This window comes from Rheinheimera sp. NSM, assembly GCF_052380015.1.
Lineage (GTDB): Bacteria > Pseudomonadota > Gammaproteobacteria > Enterobacterales > Alteromonadaceae > Alishewanella.
Map to the genome: position 1 here is coordinate 1 of NZ_JBQTCI010000001.1, position 18507 is coordinate 18507.

At 52.6% G+C, this 18507-nt stretch carries 19 protein-coding genes; 8 read left to right on the forward strand and 11 right to left on the reverse strand.

Going from position 1 to position 18507, the window contains the following annotated elements:
• Window positions 1–317: 317 nt before the first annotated feature.
• From ACTZWV_RS00005 to ACTZWV_RS00030, 6 genes are all read right to left on the reverse strand, one after another.
• Window positions 318–1130 carry a hypothetical protein gene (locus ACTZWV_RS00005; RefSeq protein ID WP_444784556.1) on the reverse strand — a complete coding sequence of 271 codons (813 nt, stop codon included), beginning with the start codon at window positions 1128–1130 and terminating at the stop codon, window positions 318–320.
• A gap of 99 nt (window positions 1131–1229) precedes the next feature.
• Window positions 1230–3305, reverse strand: a complete 2076-nt coding sequence (locus tag ACTZWV_RS00010; protein WP_444784557.1) for a tRNA(Met) cytidine acetyltransferase TmcA — start codon at window positions 3303–3305, stop codon at window positions 1230–1232.
• Entirely contained in the window at window positions 3306–5477 is a 2172-nt protein-coding gene (uvrD, locus tag ACTZWV_RS00015; protein WP_444784558.1) for a DNA helicase II, read from the reverse strand. It lies immediately after the preceding gene.
• A 113-nt stretch (window positions 5478–5590) separates the two neighbouring features.
• Window positions 5591–6814, reverse strand: coding sequence for a multidrug effflux MFS transporter (locus ACTZWV_RS00020; protein WP_444784559.1), 1224 nt, complete (start codon window positions 6812–6814; stop codon window positions 5591–5593).
• Window positions 6815–6873: 59 nt separating this feature from the next.
• Window positions 6874–7572 carry an HAD-IA family hydrolase gene (locus ACTZWV_RS00025; protein ID WP_444784560.1) on the reverse strand — a complete coding sequence of 233 codons (699 nt, stop codon included), beginning with the start codon at window positions 7570–7572 and terminating at the stop codon, window positions 6874–6876.
• Between the two features lie 5 nt (window positions 7573–7577).
• Window positions 7578–8492 (reverse strand): LysR family transcriptional regulator, encoded by a 915-nt coding sequence (locus tag ACTZWV_RS00030; RefSeq protein ID WP_305551718.1) that lies wholly within the window; start codon window positions 8490–8492, stop codon window positions 7578–7580.
• A 159-nt stretch (window positions 8493–8651) separates the two neighbouring features.
• On the opposite strand from ACTZWV_RS00030, the gene ACTZWV_RS00035 reads away from it, so the two are divergent.
• Window positions 8652–9098 carry a DoxX family protein gene (locus tag ACTZWV_RS00035; RefSeq protein ID WP_444784561.1) on the forward strand — a complete coding sequence of 149 codons (447 nt, stop codon included), beginning with the start codon at window positions 8652–8654 and terminating at the stop codon, window positions 9096–9098.
• A gap of 40 nt (window positions 9099–9138) precedes the next feature.
• On the opposite strand, the gene xerC is transcribed toward ACTZWV_RS00035, so the two are convergent.
• The 5 genes from xerC to lptM are packed head-to-tail and all read right to left on the reverse strand — an operon-like array spanning window position 9139 to window position 12991.
• Window positions 9139–10077 carry a tyrosine recombinase XerC gene (gene xerC / locus ACTZWV_RS00040; protein WP_444784562.1) on the reverse strand — a complete coding sequence of 313 codons (939 nt, stop codon included), beginning with the start codon at window positions 10075–10077 and terminating at the stop codon, window positions 9139–9141.
• A complete protein-coding gene (locus ACTZWV_RS00045) occupies window positions 10064–10720 on the reverse strand; it encodes a DUF484 family protein (RefSeq protein ID WP_444784563.1) in 657 nt (218 codons plus the stop codon). The genes xerC and ACTZWV_RS00045 overlap by 14 nt, the downstream gene beginning before the upstream one ends.
• Entirely contained in the window at window positions 10717–11547 is an 831-nt protein-coding gene (dapF, locus tag ACTZWV_RS00050; RefSeq protein ID WP_444784564.1) for a diaminopimelate epimerase, read from the reverse strand. Before dapF ends, ACTZWV_RS00045 begins: the two co-directional genes overlap by 4 nt.
• Window positions 11548–11559: 12 nt before the next feature.
• Window positions 11560–12816 (reverse strand): diaminopimelate decarboxylase, encoded by a 1257-nt coding sequence (gene lysA, locus ACTZWV_RS00055; RefSeq protein ID WP_444784565.1) that lies wholly within the window; start codon window positions 12814–12816, stop codon window positions 11560–11562.
• On the reverse strand, window positions 12803–12991 hold the full coding sequence (gene lptM, locus ACTZWV_RS00060; RefSeq protein ID WP_371133444.1) for an LPS translocon maturation chaperone LptM: 189 nt from the start codon (window positions 12989–12991) through the stop codon (window positions 12803–12805). Before lptM ends, lysA begins: the two co-directional genes overlap by 14 nt.
• A gap of 71 nt (window positions 12992–13062) precedes the next feature.
• On the opposite strand from lptM, the gene cyaY reads away from it, so the two are divergent.
• The 7 genes from cyaY to ACTZWV_RS00095 are packed head-to-tail and all read left to right on the forward strand — an operon-like array spanning window position 13063 to window position 18472.
• Window positions 13063–13380, forward strand: coding sequence for an iron donor protein CyaY (cyaY, locus tag ACTZWV_RS00065; protein WP_444784566.1), 318 nt, complete (start codon window positions 13063–13065; stop codon window positions 13378–13380).
• A 26-nt stretch (window positions 13381–13406) separates the two neighbouring features.
• The gene (locus tag ACTZWV_RS00070) at window positions 13407–14087 is read left to right on the forward strand and encodes an alpha/beta hydrolase (RefSeq protein WP_305551724.1); all 681 of its coding nucleotides are present in this window, start codon (window positions 13407–13409) and stop codon (window positions 14085–14087) included.
• Window position 14088: 1 nt separating this feature from the next.
• Window positions 14089–15018 carry a hydroxymethylbilane synthase gene (gene hemC / locus ACTZWV_RS00075; protein WP_444784567.1) on the forward strand — a complete coding sequence of 310 codons (930 nt, stop codon included), beginning with the start codon at window positions 14089–14091 and terminating at the stop codon, window positions 15016–15018.
• Window positions 15015–15779, forward strand: coding sequence for a uroporphyrinogen-III synthase (locus tag ACTZWV_RS00080; RefSeq protein WP_444784568.1), 765 nt, complete (start codon window positions 15015–15017; stop codon window positions 15777–15779). Before hemC ends, ACTZWV_RS00080 begins: the two co-directional genes overlap by 4 nt.
• Window positions 15776–16894, forward strand: a complete 1119-nt coding sequence (locus ACTZWV_RS00085; RefSeq protein ID WP_444784569.1) for a uroporphyrinogen-III C-methyltransferase — start codon at window positions 15776–15778, stop codon at window positions 16892–16894. Before ACTZWV_RS00080 ends, ACTZWV_RS00085 begins: the two co-directional genes overlap by 4 nt.
• Window positions 16891–17970 (forward strand): heme biosynthesis HemY N-terminal domain-containing protein, encoded by a 1080-nt coding sequence (locus tag ACTZWV_RS00090; protein WP_444784570.1) that lies wholly within the window; start codon window positions 16891–16893, stop codon window positions 17968–17970. The genes ACTZWV_RS00085 and ACTZWV_RS00090 overlap by 4 nt, the downstream gene beginning before the upstream one ends.
• Window positions 17951–18472 (forward strand): DNA-deoxyinosine glycosylase, encoded by a 522-nt coding sequence (locus tag ACTZWV_RS00095; protein ID WP_444784571.1) that lies wholly within the window; start codon window positions 17951–17953, stop codon window positions 18470–18472. Before ACTZWV_RS00090 ends, ACTZWV_RS00095 begins: the two co-directional genes overlap by 20 nt.
• Window positions 18473–18507: the final 35 nt, after the last annotated feature.

The window sequence follows — 18507 nt, forward strand, 5'->3', positions numbered from 1 at the left end:
GACGATGGTAGTGTAGCATTCGCTATGCGAGAGTAGTTCACCGCCAGGCTCCCAAATAAACAGACCCTTCGTGAAAACGAAGGGTTTTTTTATTGGTATTGCCGGTTGGTTACCTGCCCGAGCGAGCGAAAAGCTATGCGACCAGTTCGTCCGGAACGAACTGGGACAGCCAACGGCTGGCCTCGAAGCGGCGAACCCCATGGACGGGGTGAGCAATGTAGTTCACCGCCAGTACTCCACCGCCAAACATCTCTCGATTTATGTAAATAACCGACAATAAAAAGCCCGCATTAAGCGGGCTGGTTTTGCCGTAACTCTTACTTATTGCGGTGCAGGTTCCCATGCACATCAAAGCGCCAATGCGGTTCTTGCAGCGCGGTTAAATAAGCACCTGCACTATCCAGTGCAATAGCTTTAATAAAGTGATTGTTCTTATCCAGAAAAACCAGCCATTGCTTAGCAGTTTTACTTAGCTCGGCTTCAGCAATAAAGACATGCATCCCCATATAGTTTGGCAGGCTGTTATTCCAGCCTTGCTCTACTTTGAAGATGTAACGACCCTGATAATCCGGATGCAAAAAATTGGCTTGTTGCACCGGGCTTAGCAGTTGTTTATCACTGACACTGACCAGAGCAATACTATTACTGCGTGCAATCAGCTGATTTAATTCATTGCGTTGTGCTGATGCCTGACGGCTTCTTGCTGCTGCGGCATTTGCTATCGGCTTCGATAACGGCATGGCGATCTCTAACGAAAACAACGCCAACTCGTAATTATCCAGCAGGGCGAGGTAGGCTTTACTGTCACTACAATCTGTTGGCGCAGTAATGCCTCGTCTTACGTTGTGCGTTAATTTTGCATCTGCCTGCAGTAGCTTTTCTACATCACTACTATGTACCTTTTCTTGTAACAAAGCCTGCAGGCGATGATATTGCTTATCTGTGACTAAAACTGATGGCTCGCCTTCAGCCGGCAGCTCCTTACATTGCAGGTAATACTTACGGACCTCTGCCGAATGCAAAGCACTGCTGATAGCCGATTGCAGCGTGCGCTTTTCCGATGTTGAATAGCTGTTGGCTATGGCCGGTACGGCCGAAAGTGCGCTAAGAAGCGGGAGAACAGTTAACATATAAATTGCATCCGGAAAATGTTGCCGGCACCTTAGCCTGACTGAGCAAAAAAGGAAAGTGAATACTGGTGTGAACAGTTAAAGCCGCGGCCAGCTGCGTTAAAGCCCGTTTACAGCCAGCTGTGCAGCAATCCAATCGAGACAGCTTTTTTTACTGTGCAGGCCGGTTTGTTGCAGTATTTCCGGCCAACTGCGTCGCTGCCATAACAGCGCACAAAGTGTTTGTTTAAACTCTGCTGGCAACCGGCGGTAATGTAAGTTAAACCAGCTTAACAGCAGATGACTGATTAACTCGAACGGTCGCTTACCTTCGCTAAATAATTTTAGTTGTTCCAACTCTGTAGTGCTGAGCGCTGCCGGCTGCGGAGGTGCTGCCAAAGCTAAGGCCAATTCAGCGCTTAACTGCGGATACAGCAGCGCTAAGTTGCTGTACAAAGCTGTACTGAATTGTTGCTGCAGCTGATGGCATATCTCCGCAGATGCTGTAACGGCTTGCAGCATCAGTATGGAGTATTCGGCGCTGGCTTTATCGCTGCTGCTGCCTAAGCGCACTGTTACGTAGCCGGCTTGCTGCCAAAATTGCAATAAGCCGGCTGTTACGCCAAAGCTGCTGCCCAAATAACTGATATCGGCCTGCTGTGCCGCCTGTTTGATATGACTGAGTAATTGATTGCCCAGCTGCCGGCGTTGCAACCCCGGTTGCACGCTGATACGCATTACCCGCCATAGTGGTAAAGCGGCCAGTTCCGGCCGCGCTGAATGAAAGGCCAGGCTTTGTGCCAGCAAGTGCCCCTGAACACGGCGCTCTCCGTGATAAATGGCTGTCGCAAGTGCGGCCGGCAGCTGACCTTCACTGCTGATCAGTGCGCAGGCCAGTACCTGTTCGTGTTGTTCCAGCGTCATAACCTGCAGCTGTGGGTTATCCAGCAATGCAGCTAAATCTTTAACCTGAGTTTGGTAATGCGCCTGGCTTAGCAGATGAAATACCTGCTGCAGTTTTGCTGCTGAGCTCAGCCAGTCTGCGCTGTGGTAATGGCCGAAATGAACAGCCGCATTAGCATCATATAGCGCTTCATCTGCCGGTTGCTGTAACAGAAAAGCGGCAAAGATCAGCTGTTCCAGCGGATCGCCTGTCTGGTAGCGTACCGGTTGTTGCAGTTGCAGCTTTTTCCAGCCCGGGCACTGTGTACTAAGATGCTGTTGAAACCGCAGCTGAAAGCCGCGGCCTGTGCCTTCATAACCATGCTCTGTGCTGGCAAACACAATACGGCTGAAACGTTGCAGCAGCTGCTGCAGCACCGGTGTTGGTATAGCGGCGGCTTCATCTACCAGCAGCAAATCGGCGTTGCTATCGGCGCGTAACAGTTGATCAAAAGGCACAAACTGCAGGCGGTTATGCAGTGCGGCCTCTGTCAGTTGCCGAAAATGTTGCAAAGCGGTTTGCGCTGCCTGTGGTGAAGGCGCGGTAAGTATAATTTGCTTACCTGTGGTTGCCAGCTGTGCAGCAGCAATACCCAGGGCGGCAGATTTGCCACGGCCACGGTCGGCAGCCAGTACTAACGGTCTGCGCCGGTGGCCGCTGACCACATGCAAGATGCTCTCAACTGCTGTTTGCTGCTCAGTGCTGATATAAGGTGCGGCAACAAAGGTAAGCGGCGCAGCGGCTGGCCAGTTAAGCTGGCGGCTTATTTGTTCGTCGTCGATAATCACGCTGTTTTGTTGCGCTAATTGCGTTTGCCAGAAGGCGACAAAATGGCCCTGGTGGCTGGCGGCATCCAGCGGGTAAGGTAACAGGCTTTTGTGTGCCGGGTTCGCTTCCTGTTGCCACTTTGCAAACGGCGGGCAGAGCAGCAACCAGATGCCACCGGCTTTAACGCAACCGGCTGAAGCTGCCACCAGATCGGCATTAAAGCCGCTGAACGCATTGATCACTAAAATATCGCATTCACTGCCCAGCAGCTGATAATTTTGTTTGCCGGTTAAGTTAACGGCATCGGCAGGCGCCTCAGCGCCAAGCCAATACAGCTTATCGTAGCTAATAGTGCTGAGTAATGCCGTAGTGTGCGACAGCAGGGCATCTGCTGTGCCCTGCCAAATAACCGGCAAACGGATATGCAACTGCGCGGCCTGTTGCTGCCACTGTTGTAGCTGAGCCAGCAGCGCAGTTAACGGCATTTAGCCAACCGCCTGTAACCGGGCATAAGCCGTGACCAGCCACTTGCTGCCCAGATTGTCAAAATTAACCTGAATACGCGATTGGCTGCCGGTGCCTTCATAGTTAAGTACTGTGCCTTCGCCGAATTTATCGTGCAACACGCGCTGGCCCAGCTTAAAGCCGGTATTTTCAAAGGCGCCATGCGAGGCGGCACTACCAAAGCGGTTAAATTGGGTGGGCCGGCTAACCTGAGTGGTCAGACGGATTTCTTCTACATATTCTGCCGGAATTTCACGGATAAAGCGTGACGGCTTATGGTATTGCTCCTGGCCATACAAACGACGGCTTTCGGCATGGGTTAAATACAGCTTTTTCATTGCCCGTGTCATGCCGACATAACACAGCCGGCGTTCTTCCTCTAACCGGGTCGGATCGTCGCCGCTTTGCTGGCTGGGGAACATACCTTCTTCCAGGCCGCAGATAAACACCAGCGGAAACTCCAGGCCTTTGGCGCTGTGCAATGTCATCAACTGCACTGCATCCGAGTGCTCTTCGGCCTGGTACTCACCGGCTTCCAGCGCGGCTTGTGATAAAAACGCTGCCAGCGGTGTCATATCCTCGGCGCGGCGCTCATCAAAGTTCTGACAAGCGGTGATCAGCTCGTTTAAGTTTTCTATCCGCGTTTCGGCTTTTTCGCCCTTTTCTGCCTGATACATGGCATATAAACCAGACTGCTTAATCGCATGTTCGGCTTGCTCATGCAGCGGTAACTCTTTCACCTGAGTATCTAACTGCTCAATTAACTGCATAAAGTTATCGATGGCAGAGGCGGCGCGGCCGGTAAGCAGCTTTTGCGCCAGCATCTGCTGCAGGCTTTGCCACAGTGTTTGCTGCTGGGCGCGGGAGTGTTCACGTACTTTATTTAAGGTGGTATCGCCAATGCCACGCACCGGGGTATTAATAACACGTTCCAGTGCGGCGTCATCCTGGCGGTTATGCAACAGGCGCAGGTAAGCAAGGGCATCTTTAATTTCCTGGCGTTCATAAAAGCGCAGGCCGCCGTAAATACGGTAGTGCAAACCTTCCTGAATTAACGCTTCTTCCAGTACCCGCGACTGGGCGTTATTACGGTACAAAATTGCTGCTTCGCTTAAGCGATCGCCCTGCTTGTGCCAATCGCGGATGCGGCCAACAATAAAACGCGCTTCATCCAGCTCGTTAAAGGCGGTGTACTGTGAGATCACTTCGCCCTGAGCGCCGTCGGTCCATAAATCCTTACCCAGCCGATCGGTGTTATTGGCAATTACCGCATTAGCGGCTTTTAAAATGGTTTCGGTAGAGCGGTAGTTTTGCTCCAGCCGCACGGTTTCAACGTCGGGGAAATCTTTTAAGAAGGTTTGGATATTCTCTACCCGGGCGCCGCGCCAGCCATAAATAGACTGGTCATCGTCACCCACAATCATCACTTTGGCACTGCTGCCGGCTAACAGCCGCAGCCACTGGTATTGAATGGCGTTGGTATCCTGAAACTCGTCTACCAGGATATGGCGAAAACGCTGCTGATAATGGCCGCGTACGTCGCTGTTCTGTTTTAACAGCTCAAAGCTGCGCAGCAGTATTTCGGCAAAGTCGACCAAACCGGCGCGGTCGCACATATCCTGATAAGCAGCATAAATTTTTACCATCTGCTGCAGACTGAAATCGCCGGCGGCGTCGATCATGCCAGGGCGCAGGCCGTCATCTTTGCGGGCATTAATAAACCACTGAATTTGCTTTGGCGGCCAGTGTTTTTCATCCAGGTTCAGTGCTTTTAATACCCGCTTTACCAGCCGGTACTGATCGTCGCTGTCGATGATTTGAAAGCCCTGCGGTAAACCGGCTTCCTGGTAATGCGCCCGCAGCATGCGGTGCGACAAACCATGAAAGGTACCCATCCACAAGTTGTTTAAGCTGACGCCTATGGTGCTTTCAATCCGGCTGCGCATTTCCTGCGAGGCTTTATTGGTGAAAGTTACCGCCAGCAAGCTGTAAGGCGCGACCCGTTCTACCTGCATTAACCAGGCTAAGCGATGCACCAGCACGCGGGTTTTGCCACTACCGGCTCCGGCCAGTACCAGCATATGTTGCGGTGATGCTGCCACCGCATCGCGTTGTTTATCGTTCAGCCCGTCCAGCAGGTAAGATACATCCATCAGAAAGTCTCGCTAAGCACAATGGCGGCCATTATAGCAGCCTGGCTGTGCACGCCAAGCGCAGTTAGTGGATATATAACCAGTTAGTCAAATGAGGCCTCTGCATTCTGTTGCTACTGTTGATGTTTTGCTTTATAGGTATTGGCAAAGGTTAAAATTGCCATACTGATACAGCCAAAAATAAAGAAACCTGCAGTCACCGGAATAAGGCTGCCGTTATACATCTGGCCTATTACTGTGCCTATACACATCGACATAATGGATGACGTAGCACCTATAATAGCGGCAGCTATGCCTGCCACATGCCCCATAGGTTCCATCGCCATCGCATTGATATTGCCAAACACCAGACCAAAACAAAAAAACAGCACCGCAGCGTAGAGTAAAAACATCCACAGCTGTATTTCAATAACTAAATGCAGCACTAAAAACAGGGCTGAGCTTGCAATGATGCCCCAGACAGCACTATCAGATAATCGCTGCATGCCCCATTTTTGTACCAGGCGTGAATTCACCAGTGAGGCTGCGCCAAATACAATCGCCAGCAAGCCAAAGTACAGCGTGAACAGCTCGCCTGTTTTAAATAAATCCTGAAAAATTTGTTGCGACGAATTCAGGTAGCCAATAAAGCTGCCGAAAAACAATCCCATACAAATCATGTAGCATACGGTAGGTACATTACGGATAACTTCTTTAAAGCCTTCGGCAAAGCCTGTTTTGCTCATCGGGATACGATGCGGTTTGGGCAAAGTTTCTTCTAAGCGGCAAAAAATCCATACTACGATTAACAGCGCATAGCCGACATAAAGCAGAAAAATATCACGCCATGAGCCAACCCATAACACGGCCTGCCCCAGGCTTGGCGCCAAAGCCGGCACCATGACGAAAATCATCATCACCAGCGACATAATACGCGCCATATCATTACCGGAGTATTTATCCCGCACTATAGAAATAGCCGAAACATAAGGGCCGGAAACGCCTAAACCCTGAACAAAACGACCCAATAGCAAGATATTGATATCATTAGCGAAATAACATATCACTGTCCCCACTAAAAACAGCGCTATGCCGCCGTTCAGTACCTTTTTGCGGCCGGTAGCGTCTGACAAAGGGCCGCAAATCAGCTGGCCTATCGCCATCCCGAAAAACAAAGCACTGACCACCAACTGCGCCTGATTCGGATGGCTCATCGCAATATCAGCACGAATAGCATCCAGTGCCGGCAATAAGGCATCAATAGAGATGGCAACAATAGACATCATAAGCGCCACCAGTAAGGTAAATTCACCGGTGGAGATACGCGACTGCGGCGCGTGGGTAGAATAATCAGACATTCACAGCATTCCTTGTTTAAAGCTGCCTGCAGAAGGCGGGGATAGTTTGGCTTGTTAAATCACAACAGCGCAGATAATTGCTGCACATCAGTCAGCCGGATATGTGGCAATACCGCAATGTCAGTTTGATAATGATCCAGCCAGGCGGCCTGACAACCGGCGCTTAGCGCGCCCATTACATCGGCGCGGTGGCTGTCGCCAATATGCAGTATTTGCGCAGGCGCTACCTGCAGGCGTGCAGCGGCGCTAAGAAATAAATCGGCATAGGGTTTCATCCGGCCATCCGGCCCGGCTTGCAAGCTGAATTCGAATAACCCGCCGATACCCATTTTATTAATACAGGCATTACCATTGGTAATGGCGATTAAACGATACTGTTTTGCCAGCGCAGAGAGTAGCTGCGTTACTTCAGGTGATACGGTGATCCTGGTGCGGGCATCAAGAAAAGCAGCATAACCATGTTCCGCCGCGCGCCGCGCTTCAGGACGGGGTAGACCCAATTCAATCAGACCGGCTTCAATTCCCAGCAGACGCCAGCGACCAATATCATGACGTATCTCAGGCTCAATACTGGCCAGCTTTAACCGCTGTTGCCACCAAAACTCACTGTCTGTGGCTTTACTTGCCGGAGCCTGTTGCGCCAAAGCGCTCAGCATGGCCTGTTCGGCTGCGTCGATAATCGGTTTGTTATCATACAAAGTATCGTCTAAATCAAACGACAATACGCTAACCGGGCTTAGGGCTTTAAATAATTGCATAGTTGCTACCATGTTGTTGGCTGAAACACCTGCTGCCAGCTTACCGCCGCCAGTTGCTGACTAAACCAGCTTAACGCCTGGCCTTGGCTGTGCTTTTGCCACGCCATATACAGCGGAACTTTATCTCTGGGAATACTGCTGGCTTTGGCGACCAGTTCACCACGCGCCAGCTCTTCGCTGATCAGATGGCGTGGTACAAAGCCAATACCCAGGCCTTGTTTTTGCGCGTCTATTTTTGCCTGCATATTACTGACTATCACGCGCTGCCGCGTGTCGAACAAGCCGGACGAGCGCTTGGGCGCGTCCAGTGCCGAGTCGGCTACAACAATGGCGGCAAACTGTTGCACATCTTCGATGCCAACAATGCGATCTAACGCTGCCAATTGGTGATGCGGCGCTACGGCAAACACAAATTCCGCTTCACCCAGCGGCAGCAAATTAAACTGGCCCTTGGGTAAATCGCCGGATACACCAACGGCAATATCGGCCCGACCGGTTTGCAATGCCTCCCAGCCGCCGGCCATCACTTCCTCTTTTACCAACACTTGGGTAATTTTGCCCAGCTGCAAAAACTGACCAATTACATCCAACAGCGGAGCATTCGGAATTATGCTGTCTTTGGCAATCATCAGTTGGGTTTCCCAGCCGGTATCCAGCTGCTTTACCGCATTTTGCAGCTGGTTAGCGGCATGTAGCAAGGTACGGCCCTGCTCCAGCAGCAACTGCCCGGCCGGGGTTAACTGCGCCCGCTGTTTACTGCGGTCAAACAAGGCTACGCCTAAATCAGACTCCAGCTTGGCAATGGTGTAGCTCAGCGCTGAAGGCACCTTGTACAACGCTTCAGCGGCGGCGGCAAAACTGCCTTTGCGCTCTATCGCATCCAGTGCTCTTAAAGCGTCTAAACTCAGTACGTTATGCATAGCAGGCTCGTTTAAGGCTAAATTCAAATATTTTGAATAGTGTAGTCAAAACATTGCGCTTTTACCGCAAAAATTATCCGGCTATAGTGACTACATCGACGCAAAGTGTGCTGTCGAGCGGCAGTAAACTTAACTTTAAACAATTTGACAGGTGATATTATGGCTACTTCAATCGTAAGCAAAATTTTAAGCTCAAACGCCGGCTTCGCCGCTTTAGCATTGCGGGTTCCGGTTGGTATTATCTTTGCCGCCCACGGTGCGCAAAAGCTGTTTGGCTGGTTTGGCGGCTACGGCCTGGAAGGTACCGGTGGCTGGATGGACAGCATAGGTTTATCGCCGGGTATTGTCATGGCGTTTTTAGCCGGTGCGGCAGAATTTTTCGGCGGTATCGCGCTGGTGCTGGGCCTGTTAACCCGGCCGGCCGCACTGGCACTAAGCATGGCCATGGTAGTGGCGATTGTTGCCGTGCACCTGCCAAACGGCATGTTTATGAGTAACAACGGCTACGAATTTGGTTTAGCCCTGTTAGCTGCCAGCGTATCGCTGCTGTTTAGCGGTGCCGGTAAAGTCTCAATCGATAACCTGTTGGCCAAGCGTTTTAGCTAAGGCTAAGTAACAAAGAAAAACGCCCGGTTCTGCCGGGCGTTTATTTTTTCTTTGCCCTTGGATGGGCGCTATCGTATACCTTAGCCAGGTGGGCGAAATCCAGATGAGTATAGACCTGGGTGGTGCTAAGGTTGGCGTGGCCGAGCAGTTCCTGCACGGCGCGTAAATCCTGGCTGGATTCGAGCATATGGCTGGCGAAGGAATGGCGCAGCATATGCGGGTGTACATGCTGGTTTAAGCCCTGCTGTTTCGCCCACAGTTGCACCCGCTCGCGCACATGGCGGCTACTTATGCGTTTATGCTGTTTGCTGATAAACAACGCATTGGCATCTTCTTGCGGCAGCTTTGCCGTAAAAGCCGGCCGCTGTTTTAACCAGTCTTGTAATGCTGTCAGCGCGATTTTTCCTACCGGCACTATACGTTGTTTGCTGCCCTTACCCGTTACCTCGATTAACTGCTCATGCCATTTAATATCGTGGATATTGGCATTTACCAGTTCTTCTAAGCGCAGGCCGGATGAGTAAAACAGCTCCAGCATAGCTTTATCGCGGCAGGCAAGAATATCGTCGTTGCTGTCAAAGCTCAGCAGATGATTCAGCTGATCAACATTAAGGTTTTTTGGCAGGCTGCGCGCTGCCTTGGGGACAGATAAATACTGCGCCGGGTTGTCTGTGCGCTTAGCCTGTGCTTGCAGATAGCGGAAAAAGCTGCGCAGCGCCGCTACTTTTAACGCTATGGTGCGCGGTTTGGCGCCGCTGCGGCGCAGGCCGATAATATGCTGTTTTAATTGCTCTTCTGTAACGTTAAGCCAGTGACTGTCAGCATCAGTTTCCGCTACGCCCAGCGCCAGTTGTCGCAACTGGCGCTGATAGCTGTCTAAGGTTTTGCTGCTGTAGCCGCGCTCAAACTGCAAATACTGCAAAAACGCCTGCAGCGGTTGTTGCCACTGCGGCGCTAACGGGGTGTCAGGCAGCGTCATAACCCGGTAACAACTGAGCTAAAATGCTGGCTAAATGGCTGATAAACAGCTTGTCCATCGCCGGCTGGAAGTGATCATCCTGCTCGCTGCCAAAGGCCAGCAGTGCCAGTGGTTGCTGTTTGTCGCTGATTAACACCAGCGCCACAGAGTGAATATGGCCGGCAAACAAACCTTGCTGCTCTTCTTTGTTAAGCCGGCCTAAGTACACGCCATGCTGATTCAGCCGGCGCGACAGCAACAGCTGAAACGGGCTGCTGCTTTGGGCATCGTCAAAGCGCAACAAGCGGCATTCCTGCACATTTGGCATGGCTGCGGTAAATTGCTGCAGGCTGTGTTGCGCATCCTGCAAGCTGCCGGCCTGGTACAGTTGGGCTTGCAGCTGATTAAACGCCAGAAAAATTTGCTCGTTTTGCCGTGCTACCGACATTAACCGCGTAATGTCGTCTTCCAGCGCCTGAATTTTCTCGCGCTGCAGCTCCAGCTGGCGCTCTACCAGCGACACACTGCCGCGCTGCTGGTGCGGCAAGCGCAGATTGGCCAGCAATTGCGGATACTGTTGAAAAAATTCCGGGTGGTCCTGCAAATAGTCGTACACCACATGGGCGGCCAGCAGGTCTTTGTCCTTGCTCAGGCTATCGTTCATAGCAATATTTGTCCGTCGTAAACATGTTCTGCCGGGCCGGTCATTTTCAGCGGCTGGCCCGGGCCATTCCAGCGAATGTGCAGGCTGCCACCGGGTAAATCTACCCGTACCTGCTGTTGTAATTTCTTCTGTAACTGGCCTACTACCACAGCCGCACAAGCGCCGGTGCCGCAGGCTTGGGTTTCGCCGGCGCCACGCTCCCACACCCGCAGCTTAATATGGCCCGGGTTTAATACCTGCATAAAGCCGATATTGGCGCGCTCCGGAAAGCGTTCGTGCTGTTCAAACAGCGGGCCTTGTAACTGCACCGGGGCGTTGTCGAGGTCGTCCACTTCCACTACTGCATGCGGGTTGCCCATTGATACTACCCCGCAGAGTATAGTGTGCTCTTCGGCGCGCAGAATATAGGTAATTTCCTGCTTCTGCGCTTTAAACGGCACCCGCGCCGGGTCCAGTTGCGGCACCCCCATATTCACCGTTACCTGGCCGTCGGTTTCAACGTATAAGGTAATTTTGCCGGATTTGGTGCTAACGCCAATTTTATGTTTGTTGGTTAAGCCGCGGGCGCGGACAAATTTAGCAAAGCAGCGCGCGCCATTGCCGCATTGCTCTACTTCAGAGCCATCGGCGTTAAAAATGCGGTAATGAAAATCCAGTTCAGGATCATAGGGCGGTTCTACCATCAGCAGCTGATCAAAGCCAATACCGGTATGGCGGTTCGCCAGGGCTTTAATCTGCTCTTTGGTCAGAAACACATTTTGGCTTACCGCATCGACCAGCATAAAGTCGTTGCCCAGGCCATGCATTTTTGTGAAATGTAACAACATCAGCGCCCTTAATTAATCGGTGACAACCTGTTCACCACGCCATAAATCCTGCCACTGTTCACGGGCGCGGATTAAATGCACTTTATCGCCATCTACCAGTACTTCGGCAGCGCGCGGGCGGCTGTTGTAGTTTGAACTCATGGTAAAACCATAGGCGCCGGCTGAGCGCACCGCCAGTAAATCGCCCTGAGCTATCGCCAGTTCGCGGTCTTTACCGAGAAAGTCGCCGGTTTCGCATACCGGGCCGACAATGTCATATACCGCAGCGGTGGCCGTGGTATTAATGTCTACCGGCACTATGGCCTGCCAGGCGCTGTAAAGTGCAGGGCGGATTAAGTCGTTCATGGCGGCATCGACAATGGCGAAGTTTTTCTCCTGGCCCGGCTTTAAAAATTCTACTTTGGTGAGCAGCACGCCGGCATTGGCCATAATGGCACGGCCCGGTTCCATAATCAGTTCCAACTGCGGATAACTTTGCAGCCGCTCTACGACCTTGCTGATGTAATCGGCCGGCGAGGGCGGGATTTCTTTATCGTAGGTTACACCCAAGCCACCGCCGATATCGATATGGCTTAGCTTGATGCCGTCGGCTGCCAGCTCGTCAATCAGCTTAAGCAGCTTTTCCAGTGCATCTAAAAACGGCTGGGTTTCAGTAAGTTGTGAGCCGATATGGCAGTCCACACCCACTACATCCAGGTGACTATAGCTGGCAGCCAGCCGGTAAATATCGCGCGCCTGCAGAATATCAATGCCAAATTTATTCGCTTTTAAGCCGGTAGAAATATACGGATGGGTTTTGGCGTCGATATCCGGGTTTACCCGAATCGATACCGGAGCTTTTTTATCCAGGCTGCTGGCAACCTGCTGCAAGCGCTCCAACTCAGCAATAGATTCGACATTAAAGCATTTAATACCCAGCTGCAGCGCAAAGCGCATATCATCTGCCGTTTTTGCTACGCCGGAGAACACCACTTTTTTCGCGTCGCCACCGGCAGCAATAACACGGCGCAACTCTCCGCCGGAAACAATGTCAAAGCCACTGCCCAGTTTCGCCAGCAGGTTGAGTATCGCCAGGTTACTGTTGGCTTTTACCGCATAACACACCAGACTGTGCGGGTGTTTTGCTGCTGCGCTGGCAAAGGCCTGATAATGCCGCTCTACGGTAGCGCGCGAGTAAACATAGCAAGGGGTGCCGAATTGGTTGGCAATGTCGCTAAGTGGTTGTTGTTCCGCAAACAGGCGGTTGTGCTGATAATTAAAATGGTCCACGTTGTTCATCCGGTTGTTGGGTTGGATTAGCGTTGTTTTGCTGTGGCTCTGCCACTTCCGGTGCCGGTTGTGGTAAGGTAAGCGGGCCTTTTTGACCACACGCACTCAGTAAGCTGCACAGCAAAATGACGGCAGTAACAGTTAACAGCGGACCTCGGGTTGTAAAAGCGTGCATGATGTTATTTTTTTATGGTGGTTGCGTTCTATAATCGCATCCTTAGCGATAAAAGCAAACAGGTGAAGCAGATGAATGATCTGGAATATGAAGAATTAACCGACAGTATTATGCTGGCGGTAGAGCTGGCAGTAGAAAATGCCGATGCCGACCTGGATTATGAGTCACACGGCAGTTTGCTCAGCATCAGTTTTGCTGATGGCAGCAAAATCATTATTAATAAGCAGCCGCCGCTGCAGCAGTTATGGTTGGCCACCAAATTTAACGGTCACCATTTTGAGTTGCGTGGCGACAAGTGGATAGATAACCGCAGTGGCGCCGAATTCTGGCAACTGCTGAACGATGCTGCCGCCAGGCAGGCGGGTAAAGCGCTTAATTTAGCGCCTTAGGCGCTGCTGTTTTTTTAGGATCTGTAATGGCGTTACTTCCTTTTGTTGATGTTAAGGCGCAAGGCGACAGCCGCGCCGCCGTGGTGTGGTTGCATGGCCTTGGCGACTCCGGCCACGGTTTTGCCCCTATAGTACCTGAACTGCGCTTACCGGCAGACGCCGGCATCCGGTTTTTATTTCCGCACGCGCCCGAGCGGCCGGTAACGGTAAATGGCGGCATGCGGATGCGGGCCTGGTACGATATTAAAACCATGGATTTAACCAATCGTGCCGACGAAGCCGGGGTGCGGGAATCTGCCGCGGCAGTGCAACAGCTGTTGGATAAACTGATTAGCGACGGTATTAGCAGCGAGCGCATTATTCTGGCCGGCTTTAGCCAGGGCGGCGTTATAGCGCTGCATTTACTGCCGCGTTTGCCGTATAAACTGGCCGGGGTAATGGCGTTGTCTACCTATATGTGTGCACCGGATAAGTTAAAAGACGAAAGTAACAATATTAATAAGGCCACGCCGGTGTTGGTAGCGCACGGCAGCCAGGATCCGGTGGTGCCGATGGCGGCAGGGCAACAAGCGTACCATACACTGAAAAATGCCGGTTTTAATGTCAGCTGGCACGACTACCGCATGCAGCACAGTGTTTGCGCCCAGGAAGTGGCCGATATCAGCAGCTTTATCCAGCGGCGTTTATTGACTCAGGTAACCAACTAAGATGAACCTAATCCGTATTGCAACGCGTAAAAGTGCGCTGGCACTGTGGCAGGCCGAATATGTTAAAGCTGAACTGCAGCGGCATCACCCGCAGCTAAGTGTCGAGCTGGTACCGATGTCGACCCAAGGCGATAAAATTCTTGATACCCCGCTGGCAAAAATCGGCGGCAAAGGCTTGTTCGTTAAAGAACTGGAGCAAGCCATGCTGGATGGCCGCGCCGATATTGCTGTGCACAGTATGAAAGATGTGCCGGTGGAATTTCCGGCCGGCTTAATGCTGCATATCATTTGCCCGCGGGAAAACCCGCAGGATGCTTTTGTTTCCAATCAATTCAAATCATTAGATGAATTACCACCGGGTGCGGTAGTGGGTACTTCCAGCCTGCGCCGCCAGTGCCAGTTAAAAGCCTTAAGGCCCGATTTAACCGTGCGCGACCTGCGCGGTAATGTAAACACTCGTTTGGCCAAACTGGATAACGGTGAATTTGCCGCTATTATTCTGGCTGCTGCCGGTTTGATCCGGCTGGGCTTTGCACAGCGCATCGCCGGTTTAATGCCGGTGGCAACCAGCCTGCCGGCCAATGGCCAGGGTGCCGTGGGCATTGAATGCCGCAGCGACGATATCGCCGTGCAGCAACTGTTGTCGCCACTGGAGCATGCACCTACCCGTAGCTGCGTGCTGGCCGAGCGGGCGATGAACCGTAAATTGCAAGGCGGCTGCCAGGTACCTATTGGCGCCTATGCCGAAATCAGCGGTGACAGCCTGTGGCTGCGCGGCCTGGTTGGCGCGGTGGATGGCAGTGAAATTATCCGCCATGAGTTGCGTGGCCCGGTTGCCGAGGCAGAGCAGTTAGGCACTGCGCTGGCAGAGTACTTGCTGGCGCAGGGCGCGGGCCGTATTTTACAGGCGGTATATCAGGCTGCGCCATGACAGAGTTTGCGCCGCAGGGCATCCCGTTTTTAATTACCCGGCCGGCCGGTAAGGCTGATAACCTGCTGGCCACGCTGGATGAAAGCGGTATTGCCTATTTGTATCAGCCATTGATCACCACGGCACAAGTCAGTTTAAAAGCCCAGGATCAACAGCTGTTACAGCAGGCCGATATGCTGATTTTTGTCAGCGTCAGTGCGGTAAACAGCCTGCAAAGCCAGTGTGACGCAGCTATATTGCAGGCACCGCTGTTTGCCGTGGGGCAAACCACAGCCCTCGCGTTGCAACGCTGGCTGGCGCGGGAGGTAACAGTACCGCTTGATCAGCGCAGCGAAGGCTTGCTGCAATTGCCGCAATTGCAACAGGTAGCCGGTAAGCAGGTTGTGGTGGTGCGCGGTAATGCCGGGCGCGAACTGATTAAACAAAGCCTGGTGGCGCGTGGTGCGGTAGTGCGTTACGTGCAAAGTTACAAGCGCTTGCCGTTGCCGCTGGACGGCGCCTTGCTGTGTCAGCAGTGGCAGCTGGCCGGTATTCGTTGTATTGTGGCCACCAGCAATGAAATTTTACAGCAATTGTTCAGCCTGGTAAGTAGTGCCCATCACCATTGGCTGCAACAATGCGATTGGATTTTGGTTAGCCCGCGCATGCAGGATAGTGCTGTAGCGCTGGGCATAGCGGCAGAGCGCATTACCCTTGCCGACAATGCCAACGACAGCGCATTACTGGCTGCCATCAGCCAGCTTAAGAGGAAATATCAATGAGTGACAGCTTAGAGCGCGCTACCGAAATGGACGCGCCGTTGCAGCAACTAAAGCAGAAAATTGACGCCGAGCCGGCACCGCGTAAGGGCGGCGGCTTTAGCGGTGGTTTAAGTTTGTTACTGGTGCTGGCACTGGGCAGCGCTATTGGTGCCGGCGGCTATTGGCTGTGGCCGCAATGGCAAAACCTGCAACAGCAAACCGCCAGCCTGCAGCAAAATCAGCAGCGCTTAACCGAGCAAAGCACGCAGCAACTGGACAGCAGCAAACAATTACAACAGCAATTGTTGGCAGAGCAACAACAGCGGTTGGCGCAGCTGGAGCAAAACCTGCAGCAGCAACAGCAGCAATTGGCCGCGCAAAACCAGGCGCAAATTCAGGCATTACGTCAGTTAGTGCAGGAGCGCGACAGTGCGCCGCCACGACACTGGCTGCTGGCCGAGATTGAGTATTTACTGCAACTGGCGGCACAAAAAGTCTGGCTGGAGCAGGATTTTGCCACCGCACGTGCCTTACTGGCCAGCGCCGATGAAAAATTGCTTAAGCTGGACGACCCGTCCTTACTGCCGGTGCGTCAGGCCCTGGCCACAGATCTGGAGCAGTTAAGCCGGTTACATCAACCCGATTTAACGGCTGTGCATATTCAACTGCAACAAATGCGCAAGCACAGCATGCTGTTACCACTGAAACAGCAGGAGCAGCCTGAACAGCTTGAGCCGGCCCCCGGCACAGAGCTGAGTAACTGGCGCGCTACCTTAAGTTATTATTGGCAGCAAAGCTGGAGCAAGTTGGTGCGGGTACGCAGTGCTGTGCCGGAAGATTATTTTAGTTTAACCACTGAGCAGCAGTTAATGCTGCGGGTTAGCTTAAACCAGCAATTGCTGCTGGCCGAATTGGCCGCTATGCAGCATCAGCCACAGGTATATGCCTCGGCATTGCAACAAGCATCTGATCAGCTGCAGCGCTATTTTAACAGCGATGATGCCGGCGTTTTACAGCTAAGCACAGATCTGGCTGCATTGGCTGCGGTTGAGGTAGCAGTAGCTACGCCTGCGCCGTTAACTGCATTGCCGCAGTTGCAACAGTATCAGCAGCAGTTGACGGAGAGCAGCCTATGATCCGTTGGCTGTTGTTAGTCCTGGTGCTGGCCGCTGCCATGGTACTGGGGCCCGCGTTGGTGAATAACCCGGGTTATATTAAAGTTATTCTGGCCGGCCGCGTGTTTGAATTCACCGCATTGGGCTTGGTGGTGATGCTGGTGTTGTCTGCGGTGGCGCTGTGGCTGGTCAGTGTGCTACTGCGAAAATTACTGCGTTTACAGCATGTATCGTTTAATTTTTTGCGCTGGCGCCGCCAACGTAAAGCGCAGCAAGCCTTTGAGCTGGGGTTACAGGCCTATGCCAAGCAGCAATGGCAACTGGCAAGTGCGCATTTAGCCAAAGCCGCTGCCGACGATTTTATGCACAACGAAAAACACCTGCTGGCGGCTTATGCGGCGTTTTATGCCGGCAATACTGACCAGGCCAACCGCCATGTTGCGGCTTTACCGGCAGCAGACAACAGCAGCTGCTTTGTGCAGGCCGACTTACTGTTGCAACAAGGCCAGGCGGCACAGGCTTGCGTATTGTTAGCTGAGCAGGTTAACGCAGACACTGAAGATAAAGGCTTAGGCCAGCTGTATTTATACGCCTTGCAGCAAGCCGGCCAATGGCAGCAGTTATTGCAAATGGTGCCGGCAGCACTGAAACAACAGTGGTTTGACAAAGATAAATGGCGCCGGCAACGCTTTAATATTTACCCTGCTGCGGTTAGCCAGCTCAGCCAGCAGCAACGCTTTGATGAAGCAGCGGCCTATTGGCAAAACCTGCCGGCAAAAGAGCGTAAGTCTACTGCTGCCAATATCGGCCTTGCCTGGGCGCAGGCGCAAAATGGCCAGAGTGAGGCGGCAGAAAAACTGTTGTTAAGTAACCTGCATTTAGAAGAATTACCGCTGACACTAACCTTTTTACGCCAGATCCCGCTGGGTAAATCGGTATTAAAACTACGCAAACAAGCACAAAGCTGGCTGCGCGATCATCATAGCAATGGCTATGTTTATGCATTGCTGGCCTACCTTGCCGAGCAGGAAGGTGAGCCGGAGCAGGCGGAACTGGCGCTGCAAAAAGCGCGGCAGTATGAGCCAAAGCTTGGCTGACAATGTGCTAACCGGCATGGCGCCCCTAAGCCAGCCGGGCGCCCGCGTATTGGTACTTGGCAGCATGCCGGGCGCCGCTTCGCTGGCACAACAGCAATATTATGCCCATCCGCGTAATTTGTTCTGGCCGGTTATGGCAGAGCTGGCCGGCTTCTCTGCTGCCTTACCCTATGACGAAAAAGTACAGGCGTTGACCGGCGCCGGCGTTGCCTTGTGGGATGTAATTGGCAGTTGCCGCCGTGCCGGCAGTTTAGACAGTGCCATTCGCGATGAGCAGGTAAATGACTTCGCCGGCTTTTTTGCCGCTCAGCCACAGTTGGCGGCCATTGGTTTTAACGGTGCTAAAGCCTTGCAGAGTTTTAAACGCCATGTGCTGCCATTACATATAGTGCCGCCACAGTTGCAGTTGCTTAGCTTACCCTCTACCAGCCCGGCGCATGCGGCGTTGAGCTTTAACGACAAACTGCAACAGTGGCACCAACTTAGCGCTTATTTGCGTTAGCTGTTGTGTTTGGTTGATTTCGGTACGTGTCGGCT